Annotated in this window: 12 protein-coding genes; 5 read left to right on the top strand and 7 right to left on the bottom strand. The window is 66.1% G+C overall.

Features of this window, described 5'->3' with window-relative positions:
- Nucleotides 1–64: 64 nt before the first annotated feature.
- The 5 genes from KF715_03790 (at nucleotide 65) to KF715_03770 (ending at nucleotide 6,419) form a co-directional block, all read left to right on the top strand.
- A complete protein-coding gene (locus tag KF715_03790; GenBank protein MBX3735789.1) occupies nucleotides 65–1,495 on the top strand; it encodes a SpoIIE family protein phosphatase in 1,431 nt (476 codons plus the stop codon).
- A gap of 261 nt (nucleotides 1,496–1,756) precedes the next feature.
- Nucleotides 1,757–2,680 carry a hypothetical protein gene (locus tag KF715_03785; GenBank protein MBX3735788.1) on the top strand — a complete coding sequence of 308 codons (924 nt, stop codon included), beginning with the start codon at nucleotides 1,757–1,759 and terminating at the stop codon, nucleotides 2,678–2,680.
- Nucleotides 2,681–2,690: 10 nt separating this feature from the next.
- The gene (locus KF715_03780) at nucleotides 2,691–4,214 is read left to right on the top strand and encodes a hypothetical protein (GenBank protein ID MBX3735787.1); all 1,524 of its coding nucleotides are present in this window, start codon (nucleotides 2,691–2,693) and stop codon (nucleotides 4,212–4,214) included.
- Nucleotides 4,215–4,276: 62 nt separating this feature from the next.
- Nucleotides 4,277–5,491, top strand: a complete 1,215-nt coding sequence (gene trpB / locus KF715_03775; GenBank protein MBX3735786.1) for a tryptophan synthase subunit beta — start codon at nucleotides 4,277–4,279, stop codon at nucleotides 5,489–5,491.
- A gap of 64 nt (nucleotides 5,492–5,555) precedes the next feature.
- On the top strand, nucleotides 5,556–6,419 hold the full coding sequence (locus tag KF715_03770; GenBank protein ID MBX3735785.1) for a YicC family protein: 864 nt from the start codon (nucleotides 5,556–5,558) through the stop codon (nucleotides 6,417–6,419).
- 53 nt (nucleotides 6,420–6,472) lie between these two features.
- On the opposite strand, the gene lspA is transcribed toward KF715_03770, so the two are convergent.
- From lspA to KF715_03735, 7 genes are all read right to left on the bottom strand, one after another.
- Nucleotides 6,473–7,030: a signal peptidase II gene (lspA, locus tag KF715_03765; GenBank protein MBX3735784.1), complete on the bottom strand. Its 558-nt coding sequence runs from the start codon at nucleotides 7,028–7,030 to the stop codon at nucleotides 6,473–6,475.
- Between the two features lie 61 nt (nucleotides 7,031–7,091).
- The gene (locus KF715_03760) at nucleotides 7,092–8,042 is read right to left on the bottom strand and encodes a TraR/DksA C4-type zinc finger protein (GenBank protein ID MBX3735783.1); all 951 of its coding nucleotides are present in this window, start codon (nucleotides 8,040–8,042) and stop codon (nucleotides 7,092–7,094) included.
- Nucleotides 8,043–8,058: 16 nt separating this feature from the next.
- A complete protein-coding gene (ileS, locus tag KF715_03755; protein ID MBX3735782.1) occupies nucleotides 8,059–10,929 on the bottom strand; it encodes an isoleucine--tRNA ligase in 2,871 nt (956 codons plus the stop codon).
- A gap of 175 nt (nucleotides 10,930–11,104) precedes the next feature.
- A complete protein-coding gene (locus tag KF715_03750) occupies nucleotides 11,105–12,139 on the bottom strand; it encodes a hypothetical protein (GenBank protein ID MBX3735781.1) in 1,035 nt (344 codons plus the stop codon).
- On the bottom strand, nucleotides 12,136–12,813 hold the full coding sequence (locus KF715_03745; GenBank protein MBX3735780.1) for a response regulator transcription factor: 678 nt from the start codon (nucleotides 12,811–12,813) through the stop codon (nucleotides 12,136–12,138). The genes KF715_03750 and KF715_03745 overlap by 4 nt, the downstream gene beginning before the upstream one ends.
- 115 nt (nucleotides 12,814–12,928) lie before the next feature.
- On the bottom strand, nucleotides 12,929–13,447 hold the full coding sequence (locus KF715_03740) for a hypothetical protein (protein MBX3735779.1): 519 nt from the start codon (nucleotides 13,445–13,447) through the stop codon (nucleotides 12,929–12,931).
- Nucleotides 13,448–13,468: 21 nt separating this feature from the next.
- Nucleotides 13,469–14,074, bottom strand: a complete 606-nt coding sequence (locus KF715_03735; GenBank protein ID MBX3735778.1) for a hypothetical protein — start codon at nucleotides 14,072–14,074, stop codon at nucleotides 13,469–13,471.
- Nucleotides 14,075–14,078 lie beyond the last annotated feature (4 nt).

Genomic DNA, 14,078 nt, shown 5'->3' with positions numbered 1-14,078 from the left:
AGGTGCCGATCGCTGAAATCGGCTGGGCTTTGCGGCGCGGGGGTTTCAATTTGTCCGGACCATGATGTTGTTCCTCCTCGGCGCGATGGCCGGTGCGATGCTCGTCTACGCCTTCTATTGGCGGGCGAACCGCCAGGCGGCGCGGCTGGAGGAGGAGAAGACGTCGCTGCTCGAGGAGCGGCAGATCGTGCTCGATTACATGCACACGATGGTCGACGCGGTGGGCGAGCGGCTCTCGCGCGACGAGCTTTTCCAGCGCATCGTGCACGCCTCCATCCTCAGCACCGGCGCGCTCAGCGCGTGCATTTTCGAAAAGGGCGCAGACGACATGATGCGCGGCGTCGCGGTCGAGGGTCTCTTCCCGCCGCACCGGCCGATCCCCGACACGCAGCGCATGCAGATGGGCTCGCGCGCGAAGTTCATCGAGCAGGTGTTGCGCTCCGAGTCGTTCCCGGTGGGCGAGGGCATCGTGGGCCGTGTCGCGGCGACCGGGCGCGGCGAACTCGTCGTCAACGCGCCCGGCGATGCGCGCGTCGTGAAGCACGACGATCCCGCACTGGTGGTGCGCTCCGTCATCGCCGCGCCGATCATGGTGCGCGAAAACCTCATCGGCGTGCTCTGCGTGTGCAACGCGGCCGACGGACTGCCCTTCACCGGCACGGACTATTCGCTCGTGGAAACGCTCGCCGAACAGGCCGGTCTCGCGGTGCACAACGCCGATTTCGTCGCGCTCCAAGTCGAGAAGCAGCGCATCGATCTCGATCTCACGCTCGCGAGCGACGTGCAGCAGATGCTCCTGCCGCGCGAGATGCCGCTGGTGCCGGGCCTCGAAATCGACGCGCGCTACATGACAGCGCAGAAGGTCGGTGGCGATTTCTACGACGTGTTTCCGCTCGAGGGCGGTCGGCTGGGCGTCGCGGTGGCGGACGTCTCGGGCAAGGGCATTTCGGCGTCGCTGCTCATGGCGATCTGCCGCACGCAGCTGCGCGCGGTCGCGCCGCACCACGCGTCGCCGGCGGCGGCGTTGCGCGAGTTGAATCGCGGGCTTTCGCCCGACATCCGCGCCGGGATGTATGTGACGATGACCTACGCGATCATCGACGCGGCCCGGTCGTATTTGGTTTTCGCCCGCGCCGGACACGAGTTGCCGTTGCTGGTGCGGACGGTGGGAGCGGAGTTCTGGCACGAGTTTGTTGGTTCCGAGGGCATGCCGCTCGGGTTGGTGGACAGCGACGTGTTCGATGCCGTCATCGCCGACCGCGAAGTGGGCTTCGGCGTCGGCGGCACACTGGTCCTCTTCACCGACGGACTGACCGAAGCTCCGAACGAGGACGGTCGCGAGTTCGGCAATGCACGTCTCGCCGACACCGTGCGGGCCAACCGCGACCAATCCGCGGCCATCGTGAACACGGCAATCATGAAGGCCGTCAGCAGCTTCAGTCGCGGCGAACCGCGGGACGATTTCACGCTGCTCACGATTCGCCACCGCGTCTGAAGCGAGCCGGAGTGCGGCGGCAAAATGCGCGGCCTCGCGCATTGCTCCCTTTGTCTGCGGTGTCGTTGCGGGATGTCGCGCGCTGGGACACTCGGTAGGCATACCGCGGCGCACGCCGGACTCGGCGCTCGGTGATTGGCCGGCCGATCCTAGGCCCTAACGAATAGGGCCTAGTGGCCATGTGCACATGCGTGGTTTTCAAGTGGGGGGAAAACCTGCCACTTCTGCGGCAGGATGAATTTCACCCACGCTGCCCGCCGCATGGCCCGCATACTCCTTGGTGGAGTGGCGGTTTGGGCTGGCGCAAGCGTGGTCCGCGCTCAGTCGGCGATCAGCGTCACTTCGACGAGCTCCACCGGCTGGAACGCCTGGTATACCGGCGCGGGAGCGGTGATGACCGACCCGCAGAACGATCAACAGACAGGCCAGCATACGGACGACTATGTGGGCGACGCGACCCATTACGGCATGCAGCAGACCGCCGGCACGATCGGCGGCACTGACTACGTGGCTTGGCGGTTCCGCTTCGACGATTATTCCGGGGCGGACAAGTTCGGCGGCAACGGCGGCAATGCCGGCCTCGGCCTCGATCTCGATGGCAACGGCTCGGTCGATGTCATGATGGTGATGTCCGAAGGCTCGGGCAACGTGAACAACCGCGCGCGCACGGTCTACTTCGGCACGCCCGGGGCCGGCGCCAACACCGGTCCCAGCACGACGACGTGGACGATCGACACGAACCAAACCACGGCGGTCAGCCTCACGGTCAACACGACCTACGATCTTCAGGCCACAAACGACGGCTTCAATTTCGCCGGCACGCAGGACTCATGGCTGACCTTCGCCGTGAGCTTTGCGAACATGCAGGCCGGCATCCGTGCCTATGCAGGACCGGCGTTTTCGAATTTCGTCTACGACTACACGACCAAGATTTCCTACATCGCGTTCACCAGCACGCAACTGAACGCGCTCAACCAGGACCTCTTCGGCGCCAGCAAGGCCGCACTCACCAACGGCACACCGGAGAACACCGCGACCTGGGCGGACCTCGGCGCGATCACGCCGCAGATCGACGCCTTCGGCCGCGTGCCGGAGCCGGCAACCTACGCGCAACTCGGCGCGCTTCTGCTCGCCGGCGGAGTGGTCGCCTATCGGCGCCAGCGTCTCGCTGCGCGTCGCCGCTGAGTCGCGCAGCATGCTGCGACGTTTTTCCCGCTGGCTGGCCGACTGCGTGCGTTTGGTCGTAGCCGCGTTTTATTGGAACACCCGCAAGAGCGCCTACGTCCTGCGCGGGCGGCGCACTCGCTGTCCCTGCCAGAACGAAAGCGATCACGGACGCGGCCGGATGGTCGGCTGCGACGCGGTGCTCGGCTGGAACGAGCCGGAGCGCTTCCGGCGCGTTTGTCCGCTGCTCTTCGGCACCGACGAGGGCTGGGTGTGCTCCGTGCCGGCGACGCAGGTGCGGCCGTTCTGGGGCCGCGTCGTGCTGGGTTTGCTCGCAGTCGCGCTCGGAGCCTACATGGGAGCGACGCTCGTGGGCTTCACCGTGCTGCGCGTCATCGGCCGCGTGCCGGTGAACTATTGGCAGGTCGCGTTGCCTTCGCGCTGGCCGGAGATCCGGCCCGCGCAGGCGCAACGGATGTTGGAGCGGGCGAGCGAGGCATTTCTTGGTGGTCGGTTGAGCGAGGCCCACCTCGCGCTGTTGTCCGCGCAGGAGCGCGATCCGTCCAACTATCCCGCCTCGCTCATGCTCGCGCAGATCGCGATGTTCCAAGGCAGCTTCCTCGCGGCGGACGCGCAATTCGCGCGGCTGCTCACGCGGTTCCCGGCGAACGCGGACCGCACCGCAGTGGTCTACCACGATACGTTGCTCTCGCTCTATCGCCTCGCGCCACTCGTGGGCTTCAGCCTGGCGCGGGCACAGGCGGACCAGGCGCACGCCGCAGTGTGGGTGCGCGCGGCATTGTTGGGCGTGCGCGGAGCGGAGGCGGCGGAATTGGCGCGGCAGAAACCGGAATGGGAGCCGCGCCTCAAACTCCTCGCACCGCATGCGCAAACGCTGATGCGGGCCGAGCTCGCCGTGCGCGCGGGACAGCTCGCACAGGCGCGCGCGCTGCTCGCGTCGCCGTATCGCGGGCCGCACAATCCGTTCTACGTCCGATTCCAGGTGCTGCGCTGCGCGGAAATCGGCGACGCGGGGGCGGCGCAGACGCTGCTCGATTTCTACGGACCGGTGCTCGGGGAGTTCGAGCACGCGCTCACACAGTTCGAGCTCGCCGCCACGATCGGGGACGATGTCGGCACGGCTGCGATCTGGCAACGGTTGCTCAAGCTGCGCCTCGATCCGGCGCGTGCGGAGCGGATTGCGGCGGCGCTCATCGCACATCCGGACGCGCGACGCTTCCGGGATTTCAGCAACTGGACGCGGCGGGAAAATGCGCTCGCGGTCGCGGTGGACGGTCCGGCGATGTGGGTGGCGGGTGTTGTCTGCGGCGCGCCGGCCGAGGCGAAGCACTGGGAAAGTCACGGGCGGCAGCCGACGCTCGCGGGGTATCCGCCGATCCAGCGGATCGACTTCACGTCCCGCGACATCCTCGCGGAGACCTCCGCGTTGCACGTGTTGAACGTCCTTCCGCTGCCGCGCGAAGTCATCCTCGCGTTGCTGGCGCGCGTCGCTCCGCCCGAGGCCGCCGCACGCGTGTCCGCGCCGCAATCCTGAGCGACTGGCATAACGGGAAAACGCGTTTGCGTTTGCCGGTCCCGAGCCTACCCGTTGGCCCGATGTCCGCTCCCGTCGCCACGTCCGAAAAGCGCTTCCACCAACCCGACGCGTCGGGCCATTTCGGCGCCTACGGCGGCGTCTACGTGCCCGAGACGCTGATGACCGCGCTCGAGGAGCTGACCGCAGCCTACGCCGCGGCGAAGGACGATCCGAGTTTTCAGGCGGACTTGAAGCGGCATCTCAAGGAGTTCGCCGGGCGTCCGACCGAGTTGTATTTTGCGGAGCGACTGACGCAGCACTGCGGGGGCGCGAAGATCTATTTCAAGCGCGAGGATCTGCTCCACACCGGTGCGCACAAGATCAACAACGCGCTCGGCCAGGCGCTGCTCGCGCTGCGCATGGGCAAGAAGCGCATCATCGCTGAGACCGGCGCGGGCCAGCACGGCGTCGCGACCGCGGCGGTGTGCGCGAAGTTCGGTCTCGATTGCACGGTCTACATGGGCGCGGTCGACATGGAGCGGCAGGCGCTGAATGTCTTTCGCATGCGCCTGATGGGCGCGAAGGTCGTCGCGGTCGAGTCCGGCCAGAAGACCCTCAAGGACGCCGTGAACGAAGCGATGCGCGACTGGGTGACGAATGTGCGCAACACGCACTACATTCTCGGCTCTGCGCTGGGTTCGCATCCGTATCCGATGATGGTGCGCGATTTTCACCGCGTGATCGGTCTCGAATTGAAAGAACAGATCCTCGCGCGCGAGGGCCGGCTGCCGGACGAGATCGTCGCGTGCGTGGGCGGCGGCTCGAACGCGATCGGTGCGTTCTTCGAATTTCTCGACGACACCGGTGTGACGCTGACCGGCGTCGAAGCCGGCGGCCGTGGCATCCGCAAAGGCGAGCACGCGGCGCGCTTCGAAGGCGGCCGGCTCGGCGTGTTGCAGGGCGGCAAGACCTACATTCTCCAGAACGAGGACGGACAGATCGAGCTGACGCACTCCGTGAGCGCGGGACTCGACTACGCCGCGATCGGACCGGAGCACGCGTTTTATCGCGACCTCAACCGCATCCAATTCGCCTACGCGACCGACGACGAGGTGCTCGCGGCGTTCCAGCTGTGCTCGCGCCTCGAAGGCATCATCCCCGCGCTCGAATCGACGCACGCGCTCGTCTACGCCGTGAAGCGCGCGAAGGAGATGAAGCCCGGGCAAATCCTCGTCGTGAATCTCAGCGGCCGCGGCGACAAGGACGTGCAGCAGGTCCAGCGGATGCTGGGCTGATGGTGCCAGGCCGGCGGTTGGTTTTTGCTTTGGCCTTTCCGGATTTGGAGGTTGGAGTTCGGTCATGAATTCGATGACCGGCTTCGGCCGCGGATCCGCCCAGTTCGGCACACACGCGATCACCGTGCAGGTGAACTCGGTCAATCGGCGCGGCCTCGACCTCACGATGGCCCTGCCCGACGCCTGGGATGCGATGGAGTCCGCCGTGGCGGAGGCCGTGCGCAAAGTCGTCGTGCGCGGCAAGGTCCACGTCGTCGTGGAAGTGACCGGCGGATTCGAGGCCGGTTGGGACGAGGAGGCCATCACGGAAACGCTGGATCGGCTGCGCTCGCTGGCGCAGGCGCGCGGCGTGCCGTTCGCGCCGACGGCGGAGTTGCTCTGGGAGATCGCCAGTTCGCAGGGCGGCGGCGGCAAGCTCGGCACGGTGGAGCAGGCGTGGCCGGCGGTGGAGCAGGCGTTGTTGGCGGCATTGCGCGGGCTCGGGGCGATGCGCGCGAAGGAGGGCGAGGCGCTGCTGGTGGATTTTCTCGGGCGGATCGAAAAACTGCACGGGCACGTCGAGGCGATCGCGCAGCGTGCCCCGCATGTGGCGCCGGGCTACCGTGAGCAGCTGATGCAGCGCTTGCGCGCGGCGGGGCTCGAGCTGGACGTCAGCGACGAGCGCGTGCTCAAGGAGGTGGCGTTGTTCGCCGACCGTTGCGACGTGACGGAGGAAATCACGCGGCTGCGGAGCCATTTCGGCCAACTCAGGGAGCTGTTGCGCTCGGAAGGTGAAGTGGGCCGCAAGGCGGAGTTCATCATCCAGGAGATCGGTCGCGAGATTCACACCATCGGCAGCAAGGCGAACGACCTGCAAATCAGCCAGCGCGTGATCGAGTGCAAGAACGAGCTCGAGCGTGTGCGCGAGCAGATGGCGAACGTGGAATGAGGTAGGGCGGCGAGTCCCTTCGCCGCCGCTCGGAGCGGAACGGAGTCGGCGCCCTACCGCCCGGATTCCGCCGGTTGCTTCAACGACCAGAGAATGTAGCCGAAGACGCCGCACACGATGCCCATGTCGGCGACGTTGAACGACGGGTAGATGTAGCTGCCGAAATGGAAGTCGAGGAAGTCGACCACGTGGCCGACGCGGAGGCGGTCGGTGAGGTTGCCGACGGTGCCGCCGCAGAGTCCGCCGAAGCAGAGTTGCACGATGCCGTTGCGCAGCCCGAGCGTGTGGCGCCAGAAATAGATCGCGATCAGGGTCGCGACGGCGAGCAGGCCGAGCCAGTGGCCGCGACCGCTGAGAATGCTCCAAGCCGCGCCGGTGTTGCCGACGTGCACGAGGTTGAAGAACCCGTCGATAACCGGGACGTGCGCGGGTGGGCCGTAAGTCGGGTAGGGCAGACGCGCCTCAATCGCCAGCTTCGTGAGCTGGTCGAGCACGTAGACACCGAACGCGACAAGCCAGAGGCGGCGATAGGCGAGGGTGCGCTCGATTTTGGATTTCGGATTTTGGATTTGGGATTGGGCAGGCGCTATCGCGGGCTTGGTCACGGACATCGGAATGCCTGGATCAGAGCTCAATCTAAAATCGAAATACCAAAATCCAAAATCAGCCGCGTCACTCGTCGCCGCCGCCGTCGTCGTCGGAGGCTTTGCCGCCGCCTTCTTCATCGCCCGCGTCGCCGAACAGGCCGCCGCGCTGTTGCGAGCGGTGGGAGTGGCGTTCGACGTCCTTTTGGGCTTCGGCGGAGTAGCGGGTGAAGGGCACGGCGAGCAGGCGTTCCTTGGCGATGGGCTTTTGCGTGGATTCGCAGATGCCGTAGGTGCCGTCGTGGATGCGCTTGATGGCGGCCTCGATCTCGGAAAGGGCTTCCTGCTCGCTCGAAACGAGCGAGAGGGCGAAGTCGCGGTCGAAGGTGTCGGTGCCCGCGTCGGCCATGTGCTGACCGTAGCCGGAGAGGTCGCCAGAGTCGTCCTTCGAGGACTTCATCAGCGTGTCTTCGGTGTGCTCGCCGAGCTTCTCCATCACGTGGGAGCGGAGTTCGGTGAGCATCTTGTAGTAGCGGCGGTATTTTTCCGGGACTTCGTCTTCGTGGACGATGACCGGTTTGTGAGATTTCTTGCCGGGGGCGAAGCCGAGGATGTCGGCGAGCGAGGCGGCCTTCACGTGGTTCGGCTTGTGCGGCTTGTCGTGCTTGGCGTGGGCGTCGGCGATCTTGCCGGTGGCGGACTTGGCCGTCTTCGCGGTCTTTTCCGTGGAGGGGACGGTCGATTCGTTCTTCTTCGCGATCTCGCGGACTTCATCCAGCGAGAAGGAAATGGATTTCGCGGGGCCCGCGGATTTCCGCTCGAGAATCATGCGCTTCAAATCGGCCGCGCTCATCGCGCCTTTAGCCTTGGGCGCGGGGGCCGGGGCTGATTTGGAAGGCTCGGGCTTGGCCGCGGCAGGCTTGGCCGCGACCTTGGTGGGCGCGGGAGTTTTCTTGGCCGGGAGAGTTTTCGCCGGCTTGGCGGATTTCGTGGGAGTCGCTTTCTTCACAAGCTTTTTGGCGGGGTGCTTCTTGGCCATGGGGAGTTCGGGGGGGTCAGGAATTAAGAGCGTCGGCACAGCGAGGGCAAACCTCTCCGTGCGATGTGGGCGCGAGAGTCGGAACCCAGCGCCAGCAGCGCGGGCAGCGGACAAGGCCCTGTTGTCCGCTTGGTGCGATGGAGACGGCTAAGTCAACATCAGCCTTTGCTGAGGGGTGAACGTTGACACCCGAGACGATGAAAAGTTCAGGCAAGGATGTCTGATGATCTTTCAGAACACTGGCGTAGGGTGAAAACGGAGACGGCGACAGGATTACCGAGGCGTCTAACGATTTGCCGATCTGACCGGCAACCCGGAGCGGCTCTATACTTTCGGTGACCTGAGACCTTGCGCGGAGAAGAACAGCAAAATCCTCTTCCAGCTTGTTGTCCGTCCACTCAATGGGCGCGGTCGGCCAGTCCTGCAAATGGATCGAATCCTCGGCGTATTCCCTGCCCGTGGTGGCGAAGCTCCACGCCTCGTCGGCGGTGAAAGTCAGGACGGGCGCGAGGATTTTCACGAGGGTCGTGAAGATGGCGTGGATCGCGGTCTGCGACGAGCGGCGGAGCGGGTGCTTCGCGCCGAGCGTGTAGAGGCGGTCCTTCAGGATGTCGTGATACGTCGCCGAAAGCGTGACCGAGCAGAACTGGTTGCAGAGCTGGTAAACGCGGTGGAATTCGAACGCGTCGTAGGCCTGCGTGCACTCCGCGAGGAGCTTAGCGGTCTGGTGCAGTGCCCAGCGGTCGAGCGCGTCGAGTTGTGCGTAAGGCACGGCGTGCTGCGTCGCGTCGAAGTCGAACAGGTTCGAGAGCTGGAAGCGGAACGTATTGCGGAAAAGGCGATACGCCTCGCCGACGTGCTTGAGGATTTCCTCGTCGACCGGGATGTCGTCGCGGAAATCCTGCGAGGAAATCCAGAGGCGGATGACGTCGGCGCCGTGGTCCTTGATGTAGGCCTCGGCGGTCTGCGGCTTCTGGTAGGTCGAGCTTTTGGAAATTTTCTGGCGGTTCTTGTCGACGATGAAGCCGTGCGTGAGGACGGCCTTGTAGGGCGCCGCGCCGAACGCGATGACGCTCGTCCAGAGGGAAGACTGGAACCAGCCGCGGTGCTGGTCGCTGCCTTCGAGGTAGAGGTCGGCGGGCCAATGCGTGCCGCCCTGGCCGCGCTTCAGGACTGCGGCGTGGGTCGAGCCGGAGTCGATCCACACGTCGAGCGTGTCGCGGCCGCAGGTCAGCTCGGTCGTCGCCGGCCAGCCGGCGGGCAGCGAGACGCCGTCGAGGATCTCGGCGGCGGAAGCGGCATACCAGAAATTCGTGCCGCGCGTGGCGATCTTGTCGGCGACGGCGCGGATGACTCCGCCGTCGATGAAAGCCTGCTTGTTCGGGCCGTAGAAGGCGATGATTGGCACGCCCCACGAGCGCTGGCGGCTGATGCACCAATCCGGACGCGATTCGACGGCGCCGCGGATGCGGGCTTCGCCCCACGCGGGAATCCAGCCCTGCGTCTGTGCGATCTTCGTGATCTCACCGAGCGCGATCTGGCGGTGGCCGGCCTTGTCGAGCGAGACGAACCACTGGTCGACGGCGCGGAAGACGATCGGCGTCTTCGAGCGCCAGCAATGCGGGTATTGGTGCTCGTAACGCTGCTTCGCGAGGAGCGCGCCGGCGGCGTCGAGTTTCTTCAACACCGCGATGTTGGCCGGCGAGGTCTTCTTGGCGGCGAGGTCTTCGACGCTCTCGAGCGTCGTGAGGCCGACCATGTCGGCGGGCACCTTGCCGTCGTCGAGGTAGCGGCCGTCGTCGCCGACGGGGCAGTAGATCTCGAGTTTGTATTTGAGACCGGTGAGATAGTCCTCCGCGCCGTGGCCGGGCGCGGTGTGCACGCAGCCGGTGCCGCTGTCGGTCGTGACGTAGTCGGCCAAGACGATCGGCGAAGCACGGTCGATGAAGGGGTGGCGCGCCTGAAGGCCTTCAATTTGGGCACCATTACCGTTCCAAGCCCGATTCAGTATCGCGCTCTGAGGCAGCTCCAATTTCGCGGCGAGCAGCGTCGGGCCGACCAGTGAAAGGGCGATCAGTATTCGCTCTGGCCCGATATCGACGGTGGTGTATTGCACTTCCGGGTGCACCGCGATCGCGAGATTGGCGGGGATCGTCCACGGCGTGGTCGTCCAGATGACGACGAAGAGCGGCTTGTCGGTCGGCAGGCCGAACTTCGCAGCCTGATCGGCCGGCACGGCGAACTTCACCCAGATCGAGGGCGAGACGTGGTCCTTGTATTCAATTTCCGCTTCGGCGAGCGCGGTTTCGAACGGGATCGACCAGTAAACGGGTTTCTTCGAGCGATAGACGAGGCCCTGCTCCACGAACGCGGCGAAGGTGCGCAGGATGTCCGCCTCGAACGCGGGCGCCTTCGTCTTGTATTCGTTGGCCCAGTCGGCGAGGACGCCGACGCGCTTGAATTGCGCGGTCTGCTTCGCGATCCAGCTTTCGGAAAACGCGTCGCACTTCGCGCGCAACTCGGCGGTCGTGAGGTTAAGCTTCTGCTCCTGGATTTCGCGGCTGACCTTCTGCTCGATCGGCAGGCCGTGGCAGTCCCAGCCGGGCACGTAGGGCGTCGCGTAGCCGCGCATCGACTTGTAGCGGTTGACGAAGTCTTTGAGCGACTTGTTCAACGCGGTGCCGATATGGACGTCGCCGTTGGTGAACGGCGGGCCGTCGTGCAGCACGTATTTCTTCCCGGAGCTGGCGCGCTTGGCCTGGATGCGACTGTAGAGGCCGAGCTTGTCCCAGTGCTTAATTCGCTCCGGCTCACGGGACACGAGATTTGCCCGCATGGGAAAATCCGTCTTCGGAAGCAGGAGCGTATCTTTAAGTTCTTGGGCCATTTCGAGAAAAGCGCCGGACGCTACTCCACGCCGAAGGGGAGTCAAGGGGCGAGACGGGCATCGGTTTTCGTCTTTCGGCGAGCGATCTATGAGAGGAGAAATGCGGCTCGGAGCAGCAGGCGGGAAGGCCTCCGCAAAGGGCAAAGCTGTTCGCGGTGCACGCCGCCGTTGCACCCTAGCGGCCGGGCGAACGCAGGCGCAGGCTGGCGGCGAATTGTCCCTCGGCGGTCGGACCGGCGGTCAACTCGACGGCGAGTGCGGTCGCGAGCGCACGGGCGAGGCGCAGGCCGATGCCGTTGCCGGCCGATGTCGCGGCCGGACCGGAGCGCACGCGGTTGAGCACTTGGCAAATCGCGCTGCCGGCCTCGGTGCGGACGCGCACGACGATGGTGCCTTCGCCGTGGCGGAGCGCGTTGCTCAGGACCACGTGCAGCAACTGACGCAGATAACGGGGGTCGGCGTGCGCGGTGGCCTCGCTCGCCGCCCAGTCGATGCTGCGGTGCTCCTCGCGCGCGAGGAGCGCGTAGGCCTCCACGACGTCGCCGACCACTTCGCGCAAGTCGAGCGGCGCCGGCTGGGTTTGGAGCCGGCCCTGCTCGGCCGTGGCCAAGAGCAGGCATTGGTCGACATAGTCGGAGAGGCGCTTCAGTTCTTCCTGCATCGACTCCGCGAGCGTGGGCTCGATGCGACCGGCCGCCTCCTCGATCTGCAGACGCATCAAGGTCAGTGGCGTGCGCAGCTCGTGTGCGACCTGCGCCGAAAAATCCGAGAGCTGCTGGAACGAGGTCTCGAGGCGCACGAGCAGACCGTTGATGTTTTCGCCGATGGCGCGGATCTCGTGGTCGGCGCGCGTCACGTCGACGCGCGCTCCGAGATTGCGCGCCCCGATGCCCTGGAGCTGGCGGTTCATCTCCTCGACGGGCCGAAAGGCGCGCCGCGCGACGACATAGCCGGCCGCCATGGCCAGCAACAGCACCGGCGTGGCGTAGAGCAGCGAGAGCGACCACAGCTCGCCCACAATATCGGCGACCTCCGACTCGGAATAGCTGCCATGCAGCGCCCAGTCCGCGTTGCGCTCCTGGGTGCGTTCCCACTTCTCGATCCGCAACTCGTGGCGGAGATGGAGAAAGGTGACGCCGACGAAAACCACCATCACCGCAGCGACGCTCGCGGCGAACCACAACGCGACCCGGAGGCGCAGCGATTTCATGCGCCGGGCTCCCGCAGGGCGAAGCCGACACCGCGCACGGTCTGGATCAGCGGCGCGCAGCCGGGGCGATCGATTTTCTCGCGCAGGTATTTCACGTAAACGTTCACGATGTTCGTGCCGGAGTCGAAGTGCTGATCCCAGACGTGTTCGACAATGGCGGTTTTGCTCACGGGCTTGGGCGAGGAGAGCATCAGCAGCTCGAGCAGCGCGAATTCGCGATTGGTGAGTGCGATGGCGTCGCCCCCGCGGTGCGCGGTGCGGGCGCGGAGATCGAGCTCGAGATCGGCGACGCGCAGGCGGTCCACCGGTTCGGGGCGCTGACGCCGGAGCACGGCGCGCAAGCGGGCCAGCAGCTCGATCATCGAAAAGGGCTTCGCGAGGTAGTCGTCGGCGCCGGCGTCGAGGCCACGGACACGGTCTTCGAGTTCGTGGCGCGCCGTGAGGAGGATCGCGGGCACGTGACGGCCCTGGTGGCGCAGTTGCCGCAGGACGCTGACGCCGTCCAGTCCCGGCATCATGACGTCGAGCACGAGCGCGTCGTAGGCGTTGTTCTCCGCGAGCCAAAGCGCTTCGGTGCCGTCCGCCGCGACATCGACGGCGTAACCGACCTCCTCGAGGCCGCGCCGCACGTGAGCGGCGACTTTGGACTCATCTTCGGCGACCAAAATGCGCATGAGCGAACTTAGCAAAGGTGCGCGGACGAAGGCGAGCGCCGCGTCATGGCCGGCCGGTGCGGGGCGCACACATCACCCGTGACACCGGCCGGCATGAGCTGCGCGCAAAGTCCGCTCAATTGTCGTCGTCGTCGCGTCGCTGCGCGCGCGCGGGCACGGTGCTCTTGGCTGTGCCATCCGCCGTTGCCGGGGCGAGATTCACGCCCGCGCCGTGGCGATAGACGAGTTGACCGCCGTAGTGCCCGGTCTGCACCACAGAAAACGTTGCGGCCACCGCCACGACGAGGCTCGCCAAGCCCGCGCCGCGCGCGACGCGCGGCCAATGCAGCGTGGCGCCAGCGGCCGCCAGCGCGCAAACGCCGGCGACGATGCTGAACGCGAGAGTGCGATCAGCCCATTGCTCGTGCAGGTCGAGCACGGCGTCGACGCCGGCGACGTGCTCCACCGCTTCGCCATCCTCTTCGCCGGTGGCGAGGGCGGCTCCGGTGCCGGCGGCGCCGAGTGCGAGCAGGATCGCCGCGATCCAGCGGAGATGCCCGCGCGGCGTGAACACGGCAGGCAGGGCGACGAACGTGCCGAGCAGAATCAGCACGATCGGGAAGTGGACGAGGGCGGGGTGCAGCGGAGAGGGCATGGCGAGGGAGGCGAGGGTGGCTCAGCTGATTTTTTGGAACTTGGACGGATCCTCGCGGCAGACGGGGCATTCCTTGTTCGGGCGTGCGACGGTCGTGAAACCGCAATCGCGGCACACGTAATATGCCACCTCGGTCTTCTGACCGAGCGTGTCGAGGGCCTGTTGGAAGAATTTCGCGTGCTCCTTTTCGGCGGCCATCGCGGCGTTCAGCGAACGGACGGCCGGACGTGCGTCGTCGGCCTTGGCTTGGGCGATGAACGCGGGATACATCGTGTCGCGCTCGTAGCTCTCGCCGGCGATCGCGGCGCGCAGGTTTTCGGCGGTGGTGCCGACCTTGACCTCGTCGAGTTTCACGTCGTCGCCGGCGCCGCCCAATTTCTTGAGCGCGGAGCGGTGGCGTTCGCGGTGGATCTGCTCGGATTTCGCCGCGGCGCGGAAGAGCGTGGCGACCTGCGGATAGCCTTCGGCGTCGGCTTTCTGCGCGAAGGCGGCGTAGCGGTTCGCGGCGTTGGACTCGCCGGCGAAAGCCTGGCTGAGATTTTCGATTGTCGTGGCGGCGTGGGCGGCGGCGGTTAGGGCCAGCGCGGCCAGCGTGGAAGCGATCGGGCGGAGGAAGGTTGTTTTCATGCGC

The organism is Candidatus Didemnitutus sp. (assembly GCA_019634575.1).
GTDB lineage: Bacteria > Verrucomicrobiota > Verrucomicrobiia > Opitutales > Opitutaceae > Didemnitutus.
Note: the sequence above shows the minus strand (reverse complement) of the source record. Positions and strands in the feature narration are given on the sequence as shown.